This is a genomic window from Dyadobacter soli, from assembly GCF_900101885.1.
Classification (GTDB): Bacteria; Bacteroidota; Bacteroidia; order Cytophagales; family Spirosomataceae; genus Dyadobacter; species Dyadobacter soli.
Genome location: NZ_FNAN01000029.1, coordinates 25849 through 46924, shown reverse-complemented (window position 1 = coordinate 46924; position 21076 = coordinate 25849). Strand labels below are relative to the sequence as shown.

Sequence of the window (21076 nt, the reverse complement as noted above, 5' to 3'; positions counted from 1 at the left end):
GTTATTGCCTTGTAAAACGAATTATCGGAGGTGTTGTTACTGCACCTGTTTTTTTGGATTTAGCGCTCGATGTAATACTAAGTACGTTGTCGATGATCGTGCCTGTACCTTTCGTTTCCAGGGTATCGTTAGGAATTACGATATTGTCTGTTGTTGTCAGAATGATCGTATTAGTTGCCGTTCTGGTTAGCGGTACATTTTCGATGGTAGTGACCTTGGTCTCAGAAGTTAACTTTGGGTCAGTTGCAACGAAGTTATATGTCGAGACAATTTTCAAGGTATTGTCATTTACTTTGGAAATTGCCCAGTCAGTGCCGTAGTTGTAACCTTTCTCAACTTTCACCGCTCCTTTCCAATTGCCAACAAAGGTTTTAGTCAAATCTGCATCGGGTTCGCTGTCATCGGAACATGACATGAAGAACGCAGCAAAAAGCATTACAATAAGGTATTTTTTCATAGTTGGAACAGTTAAGTGGAAATGTAAGAGTTAATGAGTAAAATAATAAAAGGGTTAATGGAATCGAGCGTACAAAAAACGTACCAGATAAGCTGCAATTATACGCAAAATAGAGATCACGCCCAAGATTTGAAGAGTCACCGGTAGTGGCAATACGTACTATTGTTGCAATTTCCCTTTCAGGAATCCGATAAGCACTTGCAAACCAGTATCGAACTTTGAATTATTGTTGATGATCATATCCGCCTCTGCACGTAGGGGAAGTATGAATTTGTCGTAAGTCGGGGCGACGTGGTGTTCCCAACGGTAAAGAACATCGTCGAGGTCGTAGCCGCGCTCGTTATTATCACGAATAATGCGTCGTTTTATTTTAACGTGCTCTTTCGCATCCACAAATATCTTCAAATCGATAAGCCGGGCGATCTCAGGGAAATAGAAAACAAAAATCCCTTCGACAATGATGATGGGCCTGGGTTCGAAATGCAGCATCTCGGGCTGAATGAGTGGATTGTTGAAAGTATACTCTTTTTGTTGAACGGAACGGCCGGCCCTGAGCACAGCAATGTGTTCCGCAAAAAGGTGATGATCGATGGTTTCGGGTAAGTCGAAATTTTCCACACCATTTTCGTCACGCGGGATTTCGTGGATCGGGCGATAGTAGTTGTCCTGCGAAATCCGGGTAACCAAGTCCTTATCAAACGCTTCGATGAGGTTTTTCATAAAATAGGTCTTTCCCGAAGCACTGCCGCCGGTAATACCTACAATGTAAGGCGTATTTTCCTGATTCGAAGTCATATTGTCTGTTGCGCCGGGTCGTCCGAACGCCTGGATTAATTTATGATTTTAATTAATAATGGCCAATTTGCCCGCCTGCTGCTCAGCGCCATCGGCCGACACGACGAATACAATATATATTCCAGCCCGCACGCGCCGTCCGGTGTAATCGTTCAGGTTCCAGGAGGCGAGGCCGCCTTCCGAGTGCGCCTCATACACGAGCCTGCCCGCAAGATCCGTGATTTTTACAGTCGACTGGCCGGTCAGTCCGCTGATACCCACGTTGCCTGAATAGCCCGGCCGGATCGGATTGGGGAAAATGGTAATGCGGGTAATGCTTTCGGATGCCCCTTTCGCGTCGCTTTGGTAGGAAACCATGCCCGCAGGCGTATCCACAAATAACAAACCGGTTTCAGCTTCAAAACGGAGTGCACGGATCACATCCAAGGGAAGCGGGCTGTCGGCCGAGGTGAATTTCCGTACCAGCTCGGTACCATCTGCATTAAAGAGGTAAAGGCCCGTACGCGTGCCGACCCATTTCCGGTTGCCTGGTTCAACGGCTATGGCGGTGCATTCTTCATTATTAAAGAGCCTTCGCTGGCCGTAAATGGGTAATATGGCGTCCACACGGGTCGCTTCCAACACGCCGTCAGGGATAAAATAGCCTACGCCTTTCGCACTGGCAAACCAAACGTACCCATCCTGATCCAAAGCCAGGCTATTGATCTTTGAAGCAGGCAAAGTACCAGTGCCAACAGACGTCGAAAGTACTTTTTTACGGGAACCATCGGCATTGCTCACCAGAATGCCTGCGCCCGATGTTTCTGGCAACCGGGTCCAAGACAGTCCATTGAGATCGGTGATTGTCGAATCGGCGCGGGGCGAAATAGTCGTGTCCGCCTGTGCCGGCGAGACCGATTTGAAATCAGAAAATTGATTGGTAACCAAGCCATTTTTCTGATCGGCAAGCCAAAACGCATTTGATCCTTTACGAATGCCTGATGCCACATTTCCAAAGAGCGGGCTGTTAAAAGTCTGAGCGACGTAGCGTGGATCGAGTGCGAGAATGGTATTACCCATAGTGATTGTCAGCAGATCTCCCGCATCGAGAATGCGCAGGCCTGATGCACTGGAATTGTAAACGATTTTCCAGGCACCTTTTTCATATTTCAAAATTCCCTTTCCTGGAACAGCAGCGTGAACTGCACCGGAAAAGAATGCAATGCTTGAAATGCTGCCCGGACTGGTTACAGCCTTCCAGTTTCCAAAATACTGGCGGTTTACGCCGTCGTGCATGGAAGTAGTCAACAAACCCTGGTTGGTAATAACAAAAAGGGAATCTTCCGAAAATGCCAGGTCGCTTACGGCTACCTGCGCGCCATTTGGGCCGATATAACGGTAGGTTTCTTCCACCTGCCGGAGTTGCGTATCGAGCACGAGGACTCCGAAACCGGTTGCGATATAGGCCAGATTTTCCCTGAAAACAATGCGGCGTATGGCCTTGTCGGCCGGTAGTCCTTGCGTATCGTTGAGAAGATCCCAGGTTTCGATCTGATCGGGTTCGGATCGTTCGTTGAGGTAAACAAAATCAATCGTGCCGCTTCGGTAGGCGAGCATTAAGAGCTTTGATGACGGCAAGTAGCCCATTGCGCCGATGCCGGTGTTGCTGAGGCCATCGGCTTTGGAAAGTGCTCTTGTCTCTCCGTTTTCAGTGTTTACGGAAAAAAGGCCATTGTAGGAGGCGCAGTACACGCGTGAGCCTGCGTCAACGACTTGTCGGGCGGAGCGGTAGCTGAAATGGCTTTGCCACTGACCCAATGGCAAAACCTGTCCGAGAATGCGCAAAGGGCCGAACACGGCTAGCAATACAAACAATATCCTCCCTTTGCGCATGGCTGAATGCTAGTTTTCTACCGTGACCACAGCCGTGCCGCGTCCGGTACCAGTTCCGCAACCGCTTTTCAGCGAGTTGATCGTGTATTCAGTGGTATTTGCCGGTGAAACGGAAATCAGGTACGGGTTAAGGAACGTCCCATTGATAGTTGTGCCGTCCGAAAGCGTGAATGACCACGGTGGGAGCCCGTTCTTGAATTTCAATTGAATGCGGGTAGAACGACCTGCCGAAACAGTACCGCGTCCGGAAACTTCTGCAACGGCCTTGTCGGGCGCAATCACTTCCAGTTCTTCGATTGCACTCGAAACAGCCGGAGAAGACGAAACAATGCGGATTTTCTGAATCTTGCTGGTATCTCCCGGCGCCGCAGCGGCGATCTTTACCTGCATGGCAGTAGGCGTCACAGTAGTAGGTAATGTTACGAACCGGCCGGATTTATCGGTCATCTGAACCGTAAATTTGTTGTTCGGATTGTAGCGTCCTTCTGTTTTATAGGGAATATCCATGGTAGAACCCGCGCAGACCATATTTTGCGGAAGCTTTTCCAGCGTAATGCTTGCCGGAGGAGCCTTCACGGTAACCTTTGCGGAGCCCGAGAATTTACCCACACCACAAAGCCCGCCTGCGGAACTGATCTGGTAGTTGGTATCATAAAATGGCTTTACCTTGATCTTATGCGGCGATTCCTGGATATTGTTCTCGTAGGTTCCGTCCGAAAGCAGTACAAACCACGGGCCTCCGCCGGTGAATTTCACAGTAAGCTGTCCCGATTCGTTTTCACCCAATCTTAATGAATCCTTTTGAAGCGTCGCCACGGTCGGCGAAACGATCGAAATGTTCGTCGTCTGGCTCACCAGGTAAGGAGCAGTGGCGGTTACACGCAGGCGATATTCACCGGGCTTGTAAGTGTCGGGAATCTGGGTTGTAATGTAGCCGGAAGAATCAGGCGTTGAAATGTTTTTGAATGAACCATTGCGTTCCGCGATCTGAACGATGAATTTATTCCCTTCCTTATATTTCCCGGTTGCATTAAACGGCACCTGGAACGGAACGCCCGCACAGAGTTTCGCGATCTTCTCGATCTCTTTCAATTCCAGTTTAGGCTCGGGATTGTTGTTCACATTCACAATGGCCTCGCCGGAAGTAGTACCGCTTCCGCAAGCATTGGAAACGGCCGTCACGCGGTAAGCTTTTACATCAGCAGGTTTTACAGTAATATAATGCGGGTTCGAAAGCGTCTGCAATACGGTGGTGCTGTCCGAAAGGCGGAACGACCATGGCGCGGCACCCGTGAGGTTTACACGCAAATGTGCCTCCTGTCCTGGCATAATGCGCACGGTTTGCGACCCGTCGATCAGATCGATCTTTGCTGCGGGCGCTTGCAATAACCTTATGGGAACTTCCTGGCTTTTGATCACCGGGATCGATGAAATGATTTGCAGCCGGTAAACTTCACCGCCTACTTTGTAAGATGGTATCACTGCTTTGGCCGGGCTTTTCTTCACGGGCAGCGAAATGGGCACCGACTTGCCGGTTGCATCTATAATATGTACAATGAATGTGTTGTCCTCGTCAAAAGGTCCGTCCGTTTTAAACGGAATGGTCACATTGGTACCGGGGCAAACGGAGAGGTATGAAATGTCCTCGATCATGATCTTGTAAGCATGCAGGCTATCGACCTTTTCTACGGGAAGTTTTGCTTCGTTCGCAGCCTCTGTAAGCGTGTCGCCATTGGCCGAAACCGCGCTGGGCATGGTAGTGTCAGCAGCCGTCGTGTCAACGGCCGGGGTGGCTATGGCGGGAGTTGCTACGCCCGAAGCCTGCGTCTTTGTCGTGTCCTTCGCTGCGGGAGCCTGCTGTTTGGCTGGCGCGGGTGCTTTTTTCTTCGGGGTAATGAGCTGCCTCCTTGGAGTAGAGGTCCTTCGCTGTGCCTCGGCATGGCCAGCCATCAGAAATAATCCCAGAAAAATGACAAAAACGAATCGGAACATGCAGTTTGGATTGAGTAAATATTAATTCATGGATACCAGCGTGCCTCCTCTGAGGACGGGAACAACGTCGTACAGGTCGGTTTGCAGGCAATAGGAAATGTCTTTCTGGATGCCCAGGCGTTGCAGGCGCCGAACGTGCGAGGAGTTGGATACGCTCGCGAGCAGGTTATCCTTGCTTTGGAGGTATAAACGCTGCGCCATCAGGGTTCCGTCTTCGAGCAACATAAATTGATCCTTCAATGCCTCAGCCAATGCCCCTGCAAACAATGTATCTTCAAGGTTGGGCCGACCTTTCCAGCCTGCACAGAGTACCAGCACATCGTAAGGCTCGCTTTTCAGATGATTAGCCAATGCGCCCAGGTTGAGGAACGAACCGATCATTACCTTTACAGCCGAAGATTTTGCCTTCGAAATGGATAATGTACCATTCGTGGTCGTCATCGCTATCTGTGCGCCGATAAGACTTTCGTGCATATAACTGAATGGCGAGTTGTCGAGATCGAAACCTTCCACTTTGCGGGCATCCCGCTCGGCGGCCGCTATATATCCTTTGTCTTGCAAAAACTTACATTCTTCGACGCTGGCAACGGGGGTAATGCTTTTTACGCCGTAAGCCAGGCCGGTCACCATGCAGGAAGTAGCCCGGAAAATATCGGCTACCACCACTATTGAATTATCGAGTTTGTGCAGATGAAGTAAATCGGGGGTAAGACAAACGTCAAGTTGTTTCATAAATGTGCAATCGAACTGAATAGGAGGGATTAGTTTTTAACAAAAGGTGTTTTCACAACTTGCGCTTTCAATAGCCTGTCGCGCACTTTGACGAAAATCTCGGTACCGGCTTTGCTGAATTCGGTAGGAACATAACCCAGGCCGATGCCTTTTTGCAAAGTGGGCGATTGCGTACCGGATGTAACTTCGCCGAATTTGTTGCCTTCTGCATCGCAGAGCTCATAATGCCCGCGCGGAATGCCGCGGTCGATCATTTCAAAACCGACGAGTTTACGCTTAATACCAGCCTCTTTTTCTGCTTTCAATGCTTCGGAATTGGTGAAATCCTTCGTGAATTTGGTCACCCAACCCAAGCCGGCTTCCAATGGCGAGGTTTCGTCGTCGATATCGTTACCGTAGAGGCAGAATGCTTTTTCCAGTCGCAATGTGTCGCGTGCGCCCAGGCCTACGGGTTTGATTCCGAACTCTGCGCCCGCTTCGAAAATGGCATTCCACATTTGCTCCGCATCCGCATTCTTTACATATATTTCAAAACCTCCCGCACCCGTGTAGCCGGTTGCGGAGATGATAATGTCCTTTACACCGGCCATTTCCCCTATTTGGAAAGTATAATACTCCATCGAAGCGAGGTCCACTTCGGTCAGTTTCTGCAATGCAGCAGTCGCTTTCGGGCCTTGTACGGCCAGCAGGCAAAGCGAATCCGACAGGTTTTCCATCGCTACGCCTTCGGTATTATGGCTCTGGATCCAGTTCCAGTCCTTTTCGATATTCGACGCATTGACCACCAGGAAATAGTCGTCCTCGGCAATGCGGTACACGAGCAGGTCGTCGACAACCCCGCCGGTCGCGTTGGGAAGGTAGCCGTATTGCACTTTTCCGTCATAAAGCGCAGTAGCATCATTGGAGGTTACTTTCTGCACCAATGCGAGCGCGCCGGGCCCTTTTATGCTGAATTCGCCCATGTGCGATACATCAAAAACACCCACAGCATTCCTTACGGTGTGATGTTCATCCAGATCCGAGGAGTAACGTACAGGCATTTCAAAACCTGCAAACGGGACCATTTTTGCGCCCAAACGGATGTGGAGCTGATGTAAAGGGACTGTTTTCATGAAGGATATTTGGTTTTACATTAATTCACAAAAGTAGGTAATGCAGGTCAAAGCGACACAAAAAACTGTTTTTTCAATGCCCGCCGAGCGCATTTTGAAGTATATTGTTAAAAAATAGGTTAAAACATTTATTCACCGGCGGCTGTCGGTTTTCATGAATATGAATAAACAACTATTATTCTCGATCGCATTTTCGATAGCGGGAAACGCATTTGCACAAACCGCCACTTTCAAAGGCGAGACGATCGACGATAAGGTGAGTATCGGCTATGGAGTGGCTTCCGGTGATGTGGATGGGGATGGTAAACTGGATATATTGCTCGCCGACAAGAAGGAAATAGTCTGGTATAAAAATCCCGGGAAAACGGACGGCGCCTGGACGCGCTACGTGATCGCCAAAGACCTTACCGAGCAGGACAACGTCTGCATTGCCGCCCGGGACATCGACGGCGATGGTAAAGTAGAAGTGGCCGTAGGCGCAGGCTGGAACCCATCTGAAACGAAGGATTTGAAAACATCGGGGGCCGTATTCTACCTGGTAGCGCCAGACGATCGCACCAAAGCCTGGGAACCTGTACGCCTGCATCACGAGGTAACCATTCACCGCATGCATTGGGTCAAAACCGCGGATGGCCCGTTCCAATTGGCCGTATTACCATTGCACGGCGAAGGGAATACAGGCGGAAACGGCGCAGGTGTGAAGCTGATCATTTTCGATGTTCCCGAAAACAAAAAGGGTATCTGGCCCTACAATCTGGTTGAAACCAATATGCATATGACCCACAATTTCCAGCCGATGGAAATCCCGGGCCGGATGGCAGGACTGTCCATTGCGGGTAAGGAAGGTGTGCAGGTGTTTCTGAATGGCGCCGACGGCTGGGCCGCCTCGGGCAACTGGATGGTGCCGGAACGCGGGGTAGGAGAGATCCGGACAGGTAGTTTGGGTAAAAAGCAATTGTTTACAGCCACCATCGAACCCATGCATGGCACCGCATTAGTCGTTTATACCAAAGACAGCCGCACCGTCCTCTCCGACCGCATTAAGGAAGGCCATGCATTGGCTTGCGCCGACTTCTTCGGCCAGGGCCGCGACCAGGTAGTAATGGGCTGGCGCAACCCGAATTTAACCGGCGAAACGGGTGTGCGCATTTACGTAGGAAATGACGCCGAGGGCAAAAAATGGACAGAATATACTTTGGACGAAAAGATCAAGATCGCGTGCGAGGATTTGCTGCCGGCCGATCTGGACGGGGATGGCGATCTGGACATTATCGCCGCCGGACGCGCGACGCATAATCTGGTGGTGTATTGGAACCAGCGGAAGAAGTAATGATTGAATGATTGAATGATTGAATGAGTGAATGAGTGAATGAGTGAATGAGTGAATGAGTGAATGAGTGGCAAAAAAAGTCAGCCCCCGCGAACGAAGACTGACAATAATATCAACTTTAAACTCTAAGAACTCTAAACTCTAAACTCAATCCCGACGACCCATCAGCAAACTCACGTAATAAAGCAACGTAGCCAATGAACCAATCGCTGCTACGAGGTAGGTACGTGCCGCCCATTTCAATGCATCGGCAGACATAATGTACTCTCTTTCGTTCACAATGCGGTTTTTCTGGATCCAGGCCAATGCGCGGTTACTTGCATCGTACTCGACCGGCAGCGTAATGAAGCTGAATAATGTGGTCACTGCGAACAGCGCTACACCAATCGCCAGCGGAATGATGGATGTGTTAATCAGCAATACGCCGATCAGGATGATCCATTGCATGTATTGCGAGGCAATGCTCAGGAACGGTACCATTTGCGAGCGGAATTGCAGCCAGCTGTAAGCGGTAGCGTGTTGCACCGCGTGGCCGCATTCGTGGGAAGCCACAGCCGCAGCGGCAACGCTGCGTCCATAATATACATCGGGACTCAGGTTGACTGTCTTATCCTGCGGATTGTAGTGGTCGGTCAGGCGGCCTTCCACGGACACCACTCTTACGTCGTAAATGCCGCTTTCCCGGAGCATCGTTTCAGCGATTTCCTTGCCGCTCATGCCGTTGCTCAACCCTACCTGTGAATATTCTTCAAACTTACTCTTCAAGCGCCATTGCACGTAAAAGCTGACGCCCATTACGATCAATGCAATCAAAAGTCCCATAGTTATTGCTATTTATATCCTTGTTTTATTTTCTCGATCAGTGCGGTAGTCGAGTAGCCTTGTACCAAAGCAATCGTTTTTACCTCACCTCCTCTACCCAAAACAAAATCCGAGCCAGCAATGTTCTCGATCGTATAATCGTCTCCTTTGACCAAAATGTCAGGTTTTACGGCTTCGATCAACTGACTAGGCGTCGGTTCGTCGAACAAAATGACAGCATCGATGAAAGACAATGCGGCCATCAGCCGGGCTCTCGCGTACTCGTTCACGACCGGGCGGAGCGGCCCTTTCAGGCGGCTTACCGAAGCGTCGGTGTTCAGGCCGAGTACCATTCTGTCGCCCAATGCACGGGCTTTTTCGAGGTAATCGATGTGCCCGAGATGCACAATATCGAAACATCCGTTGGTGAAAACAACTTTTTGTCCGGCGCGTTGCCATGCTTCAACGGTCGGGATGGCTTCGTCCAGTCTGAGGATCTTGCTTTCTGTCAAATTCATTTTAAAAGACAATATGGATTTAAGAAATGGAATAACGTAACATACTCCATTTCCATTTTTCAGGACTATTAAAGTTACAATTAGTTTGCCGCAGACACTTGTTCCGGCTCCTCGACTTTGTTTTTGTTGACAATCAGCACATATAGAAATGCCAATGCGCCGATCACGAGCATGAACAGCATTTGCGCCCCGTGGATGAATGTCGCCAATGTGATGCCGTCGTTCTGCGAAAGTCCGTAAAGCACCATTACATTACCGACCAGCAAATGGTAAGCACCGATCCCGCCCTGCGTGGGTGCCGTCATACCGATCGCACCGACGACGAGCAATGTCAGACCGGCCAGCGGACCGAGGTGCGAAGTTTCGGGAATGCAGAAGAAAAGCACGTAAGAAACCAGGTAGTAGAGCACCCAGATCAGGATTGTGCTGAAAATAAAAAGCCCCGGACTGCGCAGCTTGCGAACACTCAACAAACCTTCGAGCATTCCTTGCGCAAAATGGATGATCTTGGCAATGATCGCATTCTGCTGCAATTTGTTACGCAATGCGGCATTCTTGAAAATAACAGTCGCTATTACGGCAACAGCCAGCAAACCGACGATGAGAATGCTCAGCAGCATTCCGCTACCCGAGCCGCCGCCTTGGCTGCCGCCTATTTTACTTTGGAAGAAATCAGTGAAAAAAGTGCTGAGGCGATCGAATTCGAGGACGAAGTTCAACCCGATCATCAATACCAATATAATTACATCAAAAATACGCTCGGCGACCACAGTACCGAAGCTCAAACTCACCGGAATGCGTTCCAGGCGGTAGAGCGTGCCGCAGCGCGTCACTTCGCCCATGCGGGGCACGATGTAGTTGGCAAAATAGCCGGTCAGTACCGACATTGTACTGTTCGTCAGCCCTGGCTTGTGGTCCAGCGGCTCTATGAGCATTCCCCAGCGCCACGCCCGCACCATGTGCGCGAGCAGGAGGCAAAAGCATGATACGGCGATCCACCGCCAGTCGGATTGGGCAAAACGGTCGAGCATTTCGTTCAGGTTGATGTCCTTGAACACAAACCAAAGCAGACCGCCTGCCAGGACAAGCGATATCGTGTAACGCAGTATATTTTTCATGCTATGCTAATTGACGTATTAGTACCGGAGTGTTGGAAGTTTAGCTTACCAGGTGATTGTTATGGTCGGGGAAAACCACCATCGGCTTGAACGTCTTCGCCTCTTCCTGGCTCATGCTGCCATACGCGATGATGATGATGATGTCGCCGATCTGCACCCTGCGCGCCGCTGCGCCATTGAGGCAGATCATGCCCGAACCCCTCTCGCCTTTGATAACATATGTGACAAAACGTTCGCCATTGTTATTGTTCACAATGTGAACCTGTTCATTTTCTATCAGTCCCGCGGCGTCGATCAGATCCTCGTCGATCGTGATGCTGCCAACATAGTTCAATTCCGCCTGAGTCACCTTAACACGGTGAATCTTCGATTTCATTACTGTGATTTGCATTACCCGGTGGTATTGGTTCAATTGAAATGCATTACTCCGCAAAGTTACAGGAATAATACCCAGTCCTCAAAACATCCTCGCCGGTGGGACGGTTCCCGTGCGCACATACGGGCGGATTATCGGCGCAAACAGTCTGAAATGCAGCTATTCAGTGCCGGTGACGTAATAATTGAAAAGCCGGTATTCATTAGTTTAGTAATAACATTATTATATTTAAGCGGGATTTAATAGTATTAGATTTTTAATAAAAACTTATTCCTTTAATCTTCAATAATCTACTTTATATTTTCATTACCAAAACCGATGAGTACAGAAAACAAACCGAAAGACGTTAATCGCCGGGACTTTATCCAGAAGACTTCCGCGGCGGCCATTGGAAGTTTCTTCATTGTTCCCCGCCACGTGCTGGGAAAAGGATATAAAGCGCCGAGCGACAAGCTGAACATCGCCGGTGTAGGCGTGGGCGGAAAAGGTTTCTCCGACACCAATAATGCATGGAACAAAGGCGCCGAAAACCTGGTGGCACTTTGCGACGTGGACTGGGGCCAGCCACAAGTGAAAAAGAACTTCGAGCTGCATCCTGACGCGAAGAAATACAAAGACTTCCGCAAGATGTTCGACGAAATGGACAAGAGCATCGATGCCGTAACCGTTTCGACAGCCGACCACATGCACGCGATCATCGCGATGAATGCCATGCAGCGCGGCAAGCACGTATATGTGCAGAAACCCCTTACCCACGATATTTACGAAGCCCGTATGCTCACCGAAGCTGCGCGCAAATACAAAGTAGTGACCCAAATGGGTAACCAGGGCGCTTCCAACCCTGCGCAGACTCAAATGAAGGAGTGGTTTAACAAGGGCCTCATCGGTAACGTCCACGAGGCTCACGTTTGGACCAACCGCCCGGTATGGCCGCAAGGCATTCCCGTTCCGACCGGCAAGCACGAAGTACCTGCGAACATCGATTGGGAATTGTGGGTAGGCTGCGCTGAATGGGTGGATTACAACCCGGCATGGCACCCGTTCAAATGGAGAGGCTGGTGGAACTTCGGTACCGGTGCATTGGGCGATATGGGTTGCCACCTGATCGACCCTGCATTCCGTACGCTCGGCCTCGGTTATCCAACGGAAGTTGAATGCTCGGTAGGACAGGTGTTCATCAAAGACTGGACCGCAGAATACATTCCGGAAGGCTGCCCGCCGTCGTCACGCGTGCAATTGAAATTCCCTGCGAACAAAGTGAACAAATCGGAAGTGACTTTGACCTGGCACGATGGCGGTCTGCGTCCGTTCCACCCTGAGCTGATCCCTGCCAACGACCCGCTGGGCGAGCCGGACAGCAGCAATGGTGTGCTTCTCATCGGTGAAAAAGGTGTTATGACTTGCGGAACCTACGGTATCGCACCGAAAGTGTACCTCAAAGACGGTACCAAGCTGGAATACAAGCAAGGCGATTTCGGTAACAAATACACGACGATGACAGAATTCGGTCACCACGTATCATGGGCTGATGCTGCGAAAGCTGGTTTCAACAGCAAAGAGCACAAAGCGCTGACGTCTTCATTCGACTACGCCGGTCCTTTGACTGAAACTGTGATCATGGGTAACCTCGGTATCCGCAGCTACAACCTCCGCACCGCGAAGGCTGATGGCAAAGGGTTCGACTACCCAGGCCGCAAAAAGCTGTTGTGGGATGGTAAAAACATGAAGATTACGAACTTCGACGAAGCGAACCAGTTCGTTCAACGCAAATACCGCGGCGACTGGAAACTATCTTAACATTCAATAGCGTAAAATGCAGAAAGGCTCCGATGAGGAGCCTTTCTGCATTTCCAAGGTTTTTAAAATCCGGATCAGAATATGATATTGTCGATCAGCCTCACCGGGCCGAGGAAAGCCGCTACACAGATCGCGTTCGAACCTGCGGGGCCTATTTTTTCAATGGGTAGCAGGGTTTTAAGATTGATCACTTCAAAATAGTCGAGGGTGAATTCTCTGATCTTCCCGAATTCACTTTTTGCCCAGCTAATGGCTTCGCTCACGTGATTGCCTGCGCGCAGGTCTTCGCTCGCGGCTGCGAGAATGCGGTAGATATGCGGCGCGATCGCCCGCTCGGTTGCATTGAGGCGTGTGTTACGCGAGGACATCGCCAAGCCGTCCGTTTCGCGAACGGTAGGGCATATTACGAGCTCAAATCCGAAACCAAGATCGCTTATCAGCTGGCGCACCACCGAAACCTGCTGCAAATCCTTCTGCCCGAAATAGGCGCGGTGCGGTTTCACAATGTTGAACAGCTTCGAAACCACAATGCCGACGCCATTGAAATGCCCCGGCCGCGAAGCACCTTCCATGACAGTCTCCAATGCGCCGAAGTTCATCTTCACGACGGGCTGTTCGGGATACATTTCCTCCACGGACGGCGCAAAAACCGCCGAGCAGCCTGCATCTTCCAGCATCATGCGGTCGGCTTCGAATGTTCTCGGGTATTTGGCCAGGTCTTCGGGATTGTTGAATTGCGTCGGGTTAACGAATACGCTGCAAACGACGATATCGGTGTCTTTTTTCGCGGCTTCGATCAGCGAAATGTGGCCTTTGTGAAGGGCTCCCATCGTCGGCACGAGGCCTATGGTTTTCTGCTGTAAAACTTGCTGATCCAGGTATTGGCGAAGGCTTTTGACCGAAGTGAATACTTCCATGTAAAATTCGAAAACTGAGGGAGTAACCTGCGGGCTACGATTGCTTTTTCAAGATAGCACTAACCGTAAAGCAGATTATGGAAACATCAGGACAGGGAAATCCCAAACTGGGCGCAATATGACAATTAGTTTGGAATATCTTTTGAAATTGCCATTTTTTTTGTATAATTTTGCAAAACTTTTTTTCACAAACTGCTAAAAGATCTATGGAGAAACTACGAATTTTGTATGTAGCCAGTGAAATCAATCCCTTCCTCCAAACAACCGATGTTGCCGATTACGTTAGAAAACTTCCTCAGGCAATGCAGGAAAAGGGAGCAGAAATCAGGATACTCGTTCCGCGTTTCGGGTTGATCAACGAACGCAAAAACAGGCTTCATGAAGTAGTTCGACTGTCAGGAATCAATATTACCGTAGGAGATGAAGAAAAGCCGCTAATCATTAAAGTAGCTTCGATTCCCAATGCGAAGTTGCAGGTCTATTTTATAGATAACGACGATTACTTCCATCGCAAATCCGTTTTCTTCGATAAGGAAAATAACTTCTTCGATGACAACGACGAACGTGCGATCTTCTTTTGCAAGGGTGTTTTGGAAACAGTTAAGAAACTGGGATGGGCTCCTGACGTGGTGCACTGTAATGACTGGATGACGGCTCTGATTCCATTGTACCTTAAAACCACCTACCGTAACGATCCGATGTTTAAGGATACGAAAAGTGTGTTTACCGTACACAATAATGCATTTGACTATAAATTCGATGCAGATTTGCAGAGCAAGGCCAAGGCTATGGACGTGAGCGACGAAGCGCTGGCGCATTTGCATTCTGCCGATTTCGAAGGTTTTGTCAAAATCGGATGTGCTTATGCCGACGCGGTGCTGAAAGCCGAAGAACATTGCAGCGCGAGTCTGAACGAAATTTTCAACAATGCGCCGAAACGCGTACAGCTCGACGAGCAAGATGAGAATTTCTCGGAGTCGTATTACAATCTCTACAATGATCTGGTAAGCTAACAGATAGATTTCACAGGGCAGAAAAGCCGGCGATTCTCGGAGTCGCCGGCTTTTTTGTGTTTTTCAGGAATGTTTCGTGTGTTCGAGCACTGTTAATAAATTGGATATTTTTTAGTATTAAATTAAAAATTAGCTTGCTAACGACCACCGTTTGCCATTTATTTGCCCCAATCAATCACATACACAGAATTTAAAATATTTTAAGAATATGTGCGGAATTGTGGCTTATGTAGGGGGCAGAGAGGCATATCCCTTAATCTTGAAAGGTCTGAAACGGCTGGAATATCGCGGCTATGACAGCTCCGGAATCGCGTTGCTGGAAAATGGCGAATTGAATATTTACAAGAAGAAGGGAAAGGTGTCAGACCTGGAATCCGAGCTGAATGGCAAACAGCTCCCCGCGACGATCGGCATCGGGCATACCCGCTGGGCTACGCACGGTGAGCCTAACGATGTGAATGCCCACCCGCATTACTCCAACAACCGCCGTTTGTCGATCATCCATAACGGCATCATCGAAAACTACGCATCGATCAAACAGAATCTGGTCGGCAAAGGCCACAAATTCCTGAGCGATACGGATACCGAAGTGCTGGTCCACTTCATAGAGGATGTACAAAAGGAAACCGGCGCATCGCTCGAAGATGCTGTGCGGCTTGCATTGAAGGAAGTGGTAGGCGCTTATGCGATCGTTGTTTTGTCCGTCGACCATCCCGGTCAACTCATTGCGGCACGTAAAGGCAGCCCGCTGGTGATTGGTGTGGGTGAAAACGAATACTTTCTCGCCTCCGACGCGACGCCTATTATCGAGTATACCAAAGACGTGGTGTACCTCGACGATTACGAGGTGGCCGTGATCAGCGAAGGCAAGCTCAGCATTCAACACCTGGAAAGCACCACAGAAACGACCCCATATATTCAAAAGCTCGAAATGGAGCTCGAAACCATCGAGAAAGGCGGTTACGACCATTTCATGATCAAGGAAATTTTCGAACAGCCCCGCTCCATCGCCGACTCCATGCGCGGTCGCCTGCGTGCGGACGACGCGCACCTGCAACTGGGCGGCCTCAACGACTACCTCGATAAGATAGCCCAATCCGACCGCGTGGTAATCGTCGGCTGCGGTACATCGTGGCATGCCGGACTGGTAGCCGAATATCTGTTCGAAGAGCTTGCGAGGATCAATGTGGAGGTGGAATATGCGTCGGAATTCCGCTACCGGAACCCGGTGATCAAAGAAAACGACATTGTAATAGCCATTTCGCAATCCGGCGAGACGGCGGATACCCTGGCGGCGATCGAACTCGCGAAGTCGAAAGGGGCGACGATATTCGGAGTTTGCAACGTGGTGGGCTCGTCCATTGCCCGCGCTACGCATGCAGGCGCCTATACACACGCGGGCCCGGAGATCGGTGTGGCCAGTACCAAGGCATTCACGGCCCAGGTGACTGTGCTCACGCTGATGGCCATTGCCGTAGCGAAGCGCAAAGGCACCATTTCCGAGGAAACATACCGCCAACTGCTGATCGAGCTCGAAACGATCCCTGCCAAAGTGGAGAAGGTGTTCGAGAATGCGGCCAAAATCAAGGAGATCGCATTCATATTCACTTATGCGCGCAACTTCATTTACCTGGGGCGCGGTTTCAATTTCCCGGTGGCATTGGAAGGTGCATTGAAATTGAAAGAAATTTCCTACATCCACGCCGAAGGCTATCCCGCGGCCGAAATGAAACACGGCCCGATCGCATTGATCGACGAGGATATGCCGGTGGTTTTCCTGGCTACGAAAGACAGTTCTTATGAAAAGATCGTGTCGAACATCCAGGAAGTGAAAGCCCGCAAAGGCCGTGTGATCGCGATCGTGACCGAAGGCGATACATTGATCCCCGGCATGGTCGATTTTGTGATCGAAGTGCCTAATACACATGAAATTCTGACGCCGCTTGTTTCCGTGATCCCGCTGCAACTGCTATCGTACTACATTGCAGTAATGCGGGGCCGGAATGTAGATCAGCCGCGAAATCTTGCCAAATCTGTCACCGTAGAGTAGCAGGGGCGGACGCCGGAGAGCGAGACTGTCTTTGATGGTTTCGCTTTTTCGTTTTCAGGGTTGGATAAAATGAATGAACGGCTGTTTTCGTTAGCTTTGCGCATGTTTGCCAACGGGACCGACTTTATGTACAAATTCATTTTCAGCATTATCCTGCCTGCCTCGCTTCTTCTATTATCAGGTTGTAAAAAAGAAGGGGAGCAAACCTACATTCCAAAACCCAAAGGCTACAACCGCATCGACCTTCCCAAACATTCCTACCGCCCGTTGACCGAAAGGCATCCGTATTCTTTCGAATATTCCAAATATGCGGTGGTGGAACCGGATACATTCAAAACAGCTGGAAAGGACTGGATTTTCATCAGTTACCCGCAGTTTAAGGCCAATATCCAGATTACCTACAAGCCGCTCAATAACAATCCCGCATTGCTGAAAGCATTCATCGACGATAGCTACAAGCTGGCCAGCAAACACCAGATCCGGGCGTCGTCGATCCAGGAACAGCGGGTTTTGGGCAAATCGGGGCGCACGGCATTGCTCTTTAAAATCGAGGGCGATGTGCCGAGCCCGTACCAGTTCTACACGACCGACAGTACCGGGCATTTCCTAAGGGGTGCTATCTATTTCCCAACGGCTATTAAAAATGATTCGCTGGCACCTGTAATCGATTATTTACAGGCAGATATGCTGCAACTGCTCAACACATTGGAGTGGCGATAATTTTAACCGATGGGAGTTGCGGTGGTAACCGATAGGCCGTATCTTTGAAGTTCACGCCTCAACAACTACCCCCGATATGCCCAGAAAGCAACCCAAAAACCAGCTCCTTCTCGATTATTCTGTCCGCGGTAACCGCATTGTCCTGCATTTGGGACAAGTAGAAAGCCAGCGGATTGCGGATCATCTGTTCGAAGGTTTGGTGAATGGCGACTGGATGATCGAACCGGCCGGTGAGGTGGCCGACATTTCTTACGCGCAAGACATCGTGCACCAGATCGGGCACAAGCTGCCGTACCCCGACGGCATTAAAATCGCGCAACTGCACAATGTAGACCCGCTTTTCAAAGGGTTTTCGGCTATTTATCACCAGAAAGGGTGGGTGTTCGTAAATGCGGCGTCGGACATTAACGAACGCAATTACCACATTCATTTGCTGACCGTTTCGCTTGGGCTGCATACAATTTACGCGAATACTACGTCGCTTGCCGCGCGCTCGGAGCAGCTGATTTTCGAGGCATTGCTGCAATTCGACGAGGTAGAGAGTTTTTTCAGGAATGATATTTCCAAAATCCCTGATTTCCTGGCATCGGATATCGCCAATTTCTTCAAGGTACCATTCCCGATGGTGCTGAAACGCGCACTCGGGCTTAAAATCATTACCGACGATCAGTACCGGAGCTTCATGACCGCCAACCCAAGCACCGCTGCCAAGCCACGCGAGCTGTTCTTTTCGAAAGACGGCAGCATCGATGACCTGGAAGCGCAGCTTTTTTCAGGCGAGTAATCCCAAAATCATTTCACATTCATATTGCTCAGATCGGGCAGGGGGCTTACGGACGTCCAGCCGCCATCGACGATCAGGCTTTGCCCTGTAATGTGGCCGGAATGCGGCGATAGCAGGAACAATGCGGCATTGGCAATGTCTTCGCAAATAGCCGGTCTACCCATGGGCGTAATCGCCGACCAGGTTTTGGGATAAGTAGGATCTTCGGCCTGCGTCCGTTCAGTTAAAGTGGCGCCAGGCGCGACGGCATTGATGGTAATCCCGTGCGGGGAAAGTTCTATCACAAGACTTTTGGCAAGCATTTCCAATCCGGCTTTGGTCATCGCGTACGCGCCGAGGTACTGATGCGCCTGATGGCCTACGACGGACGACATCAGCAATATCCTCCCGCCCGATTTCTGCTTCCGCATTTGCTTCGCCGCCGCCTGTGTGAGCAGGAAAGAGCCCATCAGGTTCACTTCGAGTACTTTACGCAGGTTTTCAACCGGGTATTCGAAGAAATCACCAAACAGGGTGATACCTGCATTGCACACCGTCAGTGTCAATTTGCCGAAGCATTTCACGGCCTCGTCCACCATCGCGTCGATCACTTCCGGTTGGGAAGCGTCGCCCGCGAACGCTACGCATTCTCCTTCCTTGCTACGGATTTTCTTGGCTGCTTCGGCCGCCAGGGCTTTGTTGGTATCGTTCAGGATAACCCCTGCGCCCTGGCAGGCCAGTTGTTTCGCTATTTCAAAACCGATGCCTTGTCCGGCACCGGTGACGATAGCAACGTGGTTATCAAAAAGTTGACTACTCATTGTAATGCTAATTTGTTGCCGGGGAATGGGCTGTTCGGCTATCACATTCCCCGATCTGTTAATGCGAATCTCTCGTTACTTTATCACCCGAGCCGCCTTTAAGGAAGTCGAGATCGGCGCCTTCGTGCGCCTGCGTTACGTGTGCGATGTGCAGGTTCACGTAACCACGGTTGTAGCCCAGTTCGAGCGGCTTCCAGAGTATTCTCCGGCGTGCCAGTTCTTCGTCCGACACCTCCAAATGCAGCTTTCTGTTTTCCACATCGAGTTCGATATAGTCGCCGTCCTGCACCAATGCGAGGTTACCGCCCACGGCCGCTTCCGGCGACACGTGCAAAACAACCGTTCCAAAACCGGTACCGCTCATTCGTCCGTCGGAAATGCGTACCATGTCGATCACGCCCTGCGCGAGCAGCTTTTTAGGTAACGACATATTGCCGACTTCGGGCATGCCCGGATAGCCTTTCGGGCCTACATTTTTCAAAACCAGAATGCTGTTTTCATCCACATCGAGATTCGGATCGTCCAGGCGGAGCTTGTAATCGTCGATATCCTCGAACACGATCGCTTTACCGCGGTGCTGCATTAATTCCGGTTTCAATGAGGCCGAGGGTTTGATTACCGCACCGTTTTCGCACAAATTACCTCGCACGACGGCCAGCCCGGTCAGGTCCTTTATCGGTTCGGCGATGGTGCCGATCACTTCCGGATTGAAGCATTCCGCGCTCGCCGAGTTTTCGGCCATCGTTTTACCATTAGCCGTAATCACCGCCTGGTGCAATATGTTGCTCAGTTCCTTGATCACCACCGGCAAACCGCCTGCATAGTAGAAATCTTCCATAAAGTACCCACCCGAAGGTTGCAGATTGAGCAGCAGCGGCACTTTTTTACAGAGATCATTAAAGTCATCCAAATGCAAATCCACCCCAATACGGCCTGCGATGGCGAGCAAGTGAATTACAAAATTGGTAGAACCGCCGATCGCCGCATTGATCATGATCGCGTTCTCGAATGCCTCGCGCGTGAGAATTTGCGACATACGGAGATCTTCCTTCACCATATCCACAATGCGCCGGCCCGACAAATGCGCCAGCACCTTCCGCCGCGAGTCCGCTGCGGGTATCGCCGCGTTTTCAGGCAATGTCAATCCGAGTGATTCCACCATACAGGCCATCGTGGAAGCCGTACCCATTACCGCACAATGGCCGTCGGAGCGGCACATGCAGGCTTCGGCGGTGTAGAGTTCTTCCTGCGTGAGCTCGCCTTTGCGGTGCAGCTCGCTGAAACGCCAGACGTCGCTGGTACCAATGGTTTTCCCGCGGTAGCGACCGGTGAGCATTGGCCCGCCGGAAACAACGATGGTAGGAATATTCACACTCGCGGCGCCCATTACGAGCGAGGGCGTTGTTTTGTCACAGCCGCAAAGGAGTACCACGCCGTCTATCGGGTTGGCGCGGATGGATTCTTCGACGTCCATACTCGCCAGGTTGCGGTAGAGCATTGCCGTCGGTTTGATGAGCGTTTCGCCCAGCGACATGACCGGGAATTCGAGCGGAAAGCCGCCAGCTTCCCACACGCCGCGTTTCACCGACTCGGCCAACTCGCGGAAATGCCCGTTGCAGGGCGTGAGCTCCGAAAATGTATTGCAAATGCCGATTACCGGCCGTCCTTCAAACTCATCAGCGGGGTAACCCTGGTTTTTCATCCAGGCGCGGTAAATGAACCCGTCCTTACCCGATTTGCCAAACCAGCCCCTGCTGCGCAACTTGTTTTCTTCCATTATTTCGCCATTGTTTATATCTCCTCAGAAAAGGAGCCCGGGAGTAAAAACTAATTCCGGATACCCTTTAAAATAAAAATCGTATATTCGGCTAACACGTGCCCGATAGTAATCC

General features: G+C 50.5%; 19 protein-coding genes. 6 read left to right on the top strand and 13 right to left on the bottom strand.

Going from position 1 to position 21076, the window contains the following annotated elements:
- Position 1: 1 nt before the first annotated feature.
- The 6 genes from BLQ88_RS33640 to gcvT all read right to left on the bottom strand — a co-directional run bounded on the left by BLQ88_RS33640 (position 2) and on the right by gcvT (position 6960).
- Positions 2 to 457 carry a hypothetical protein gene (locus BLQ88_RS33640; RefSeq protein ID WP_090157412.1) on the bottom strand — a complete coding sequence of 152 codons (456 nt, stop codon included), beginning with the start codon at positions 455 to 457 and terminating at the stop codon, positions 2 to 4.
- Between the two features lie 159 nt (positions 458 to 616).
- Positions 617 to 1252 (bottom strand): uridine kinase family protein, encoded by a 636-nt coding sequence (locus tag BLQ88_RS33635; protein WP_090157411.1) that lies wholly within the window; start codon positions 1250 to 1252, stop codon positions 617 to 619.
- Between the two features lie 48 nt (positions 1253 to 1300).
- On the bottom strand, positions 1301 to 3124 hold the full coding sequence (locus BLQ88_RS33630) for a PorZ beta-propeller-like domain-containing protein (protein ID WP_090157410.1): 1824 nt from the start codon (positions 3122 to 3124) through the stop codon (positions 1301 to 1303).
- Between the two features lie 9 nt (positions 3125 to 3133).
- The gene (locus BLQ88_RS33625; protein ID WP_090157409.1) at positions 3134 to 5116 is read right to left on the bottom strand and encodes a PDZ domain-containing protein; all 1983 of its coding nucleotides are present in this window, start codon (positions 5114 to 5116) and stop codon (positions 3134 to 3136) included.
- 21 nt (positions 5117 to 5137) lie between these two features.
- The gene (locus BLQ88_RS33620) at positions 5138 to 5848 is read right to left on the bottom strand and encodes a 2-phosphosulfolactate phosphatase (RefSeq protein ID WP_090157408.1); all 711 of its coding nucleotides are present in this window, start codon (positions 5846 to 5848) and stop codon (positions 5138 to 5140) included.
- Between the two features lie 29 nt (positions 5849 to 5877).
- Complete coding sequence (gene gcvT, locus BLQ88_RS33615; protein WP_090157407.1) at positions 5878 to 6960, bottom strand: glycine cleavage system aminomethyltransferase GcvT; 1083 nt, start codon at positions 6958 to 6960, stop codon at positions 5878 to 5880.
- A 160-nt stretch (positions 6961 to 7120) separates the two neighbouring features.
- On the opposite strand from gcvT, the gene BLQ88_RS33610 reads away from it, so the two are divergent.
- Positions 7121 to 8290, top strand: coding sequence for an FG-GAP repeat domain-containing protein (locus BLQ88_RS33610; RefSeq protein ID WP_090157452.1), 1170 nt, complete (start codon positions 7121 to 7123; stop codon positions 8288 to 8290).
- Positions 8291 to 8437: 147 nt separating this feature from the next.
- On the opposite strand, the gene BLQ88_RS33605 is transcribed toward BLQ88_RS33610, so the two are convergent.
- The 4 genes from BLQ88_RS33605 to panD all read right to left on the bottom strand — a co-directional run bounded on the left by BLQ88_RS33605 (position 8438) and on the right by panD (position 11118).
- Positions 8438 to 9112: a zinc metallopeptidase gene (locus BLQ88_RS33605; RefSeq protein WP_090157406.1), complete on the bottom strand. Its 675-nt coding sequence runs from the start codon at positions 9110 to 9112 to the stop codon at positions 8438 to 8440.
- A gap of 8 nt (positions 9113 to 9120) precedes the next feature.
- Positions 9121 to 9609 carry a D-glycero-beta-D-manno-heptose 1-phosphate adenylyltransferase gene (gene rfaE2, locus BLQ88_RS33600; protein ID WP_090157405.1) on the bottom strand — a complete coding sequence of 163 codons (489 nt, stop codon included), beginning with the start codon at positions 9607 to 9609 and terminating at the stop codon, positions 9121 to 9123.
- Positions 9610 to 9689: 80 nt separating this feature from the next.
- Positions 9690 to 10727, bottom strand: coding sequence for a lysylphosphatidylglycerol synthase transmembrane domain-containing protein (locus BLQ88_RS33595; protein ID WP_090157404.1), 1038 nt, complete (start codon positions 10725 to 10727; stop codon positions 9690 to 9692).
- 40 nt (positions 10728 to 10767) lie between these two features.
- Entirely contained in the window at positions 10768 to 11118 is a 351-nt protein-coding gene (panD, locus tag BLQ88_RS33590; RefSeq protein ID WP_090157403.1) for an aspartate 1-decarboxylase, read from the bottom strand.
- Positions 11119 to 11421: 303 nt separating this feature from the next.
- Here panD and BLQ88_RS33585 point away from each other — a divergent pair, with 303 nt between their 5' ends.
- On the top strand, positions 11422 to 12900 hold the full coding sequence (locus BLQ88_RS33585; RefSeq protein WP_090157402.1) for a Gfo/Idh/MocA family protein: 1479 nt from the start codon (positions 11422 to 11424) through the stop codon (positions 12898 to 12900).
- A 74-nt stretch (positions 12901 to 12974) separates the two neighbouring features.
- Here BLQ88_RS33585 and panC read toward each other — a convergent pair whose 3' ends face one another.
- Positions 12975 to 13817, bottom strand: coding sequence for a pantoate--beta-alanine ligase (panC, locus tag BLQ88_RS33580; RefSeq protein ID WP_090157401.1), 843 nt, complete (start codon positions 13815 to 13817; stop codon positions 12975 to 12977).
- A gap of 206 nt (positions 13818 to 14023) precedes the next feature.
- On the opposite strand from panC, the gene BLQ88_RS33575 reads away from it, so the two are divergent.
- The 4 genes from BLQ88_RS33575 to BLQ88_RS33560 all read left to right on the top strand — a co-directional run bounded on the left by BLQ88_RS33575 (position 14024) and on the right by BLQ88_RS33560 (position 18384).
- A complete protein-coding gene (locus tag BLQ88_RS33575) occupies positions 14024 to 14830 on the top strand; it encodes a glycogen/starch synthase (RefSeq protein WP_019941941.1) in 807 nt (268 codons plus the stop codon).
- 208 nt (positions 14831 to 15038) lie between these two features.
- Complete coding sequence (gene glmS, locus BLQ88_RS33570) at positions 15039 to 16880, top strand: glutamine--fructose-6-phosphate transaminase (isomerizing) (protein WP_090157400.1); 1842 nt, start codon at positions 15039 to 15041, stop codon at positions 16878 to 16880.
- Between the two features lie 126 nt (positions 16881 to 17006).
- Entirely contained in the window at positions 17007 to 17600 is a 594-nt protein-coding gene (gldD, locus tag BLQ88_RS33565) for a gliding motility lipoprotein GldD (protein ID WP_090157451.1), read from the top strand.
- A 76-nt stretch (positions 17601 to 17676) separates the two neighbouring features.
- Positions 17677 to 18384 carry a hypothetical protein gene (locus BLQ88_RS33560; RefSeq protein WP_090157399.1) on the top strand — a complete coding sequence of 236 codons (708 nt, stop codon included), beginning with the start codon at positions 17677 to 17679 and terminating at the stop codon, positions 18382 to 18384.
- Positions 18385 to 18392: 8 nt separating this feature from the next.
- Here the strand turns inward: BLQ88_RS33560 and BLQ88_RS33555 are convergent, their stop codons facing one another.
- Positions 18393 to 19184, bottom strand: coding sequence for an SDR family NAD(P)-dependent oxidoreductase (locus tag BLQ88_RS33555; RefSeq protein ID WP_090157398.1), 792 nt, complete (start codon positions 19182 to 19184; stop codon positions 18393 to 18395).
- Between the two features lie 58 nt (positions 19185 to 19242).
- Positions 19243 to 20961: an IlvD/Edd family dehydratase gene (locus BLQ88_RS33550; protein WP_090157397.1), complete on the bottom strand. Its 1719-nt coding sequence runs from the start codon at positions 20959 to 20961 to the stop codon at positions 19243 to 19245.
- Positions 20962 to 21076 lie beyond the last annotated feature (115 nt).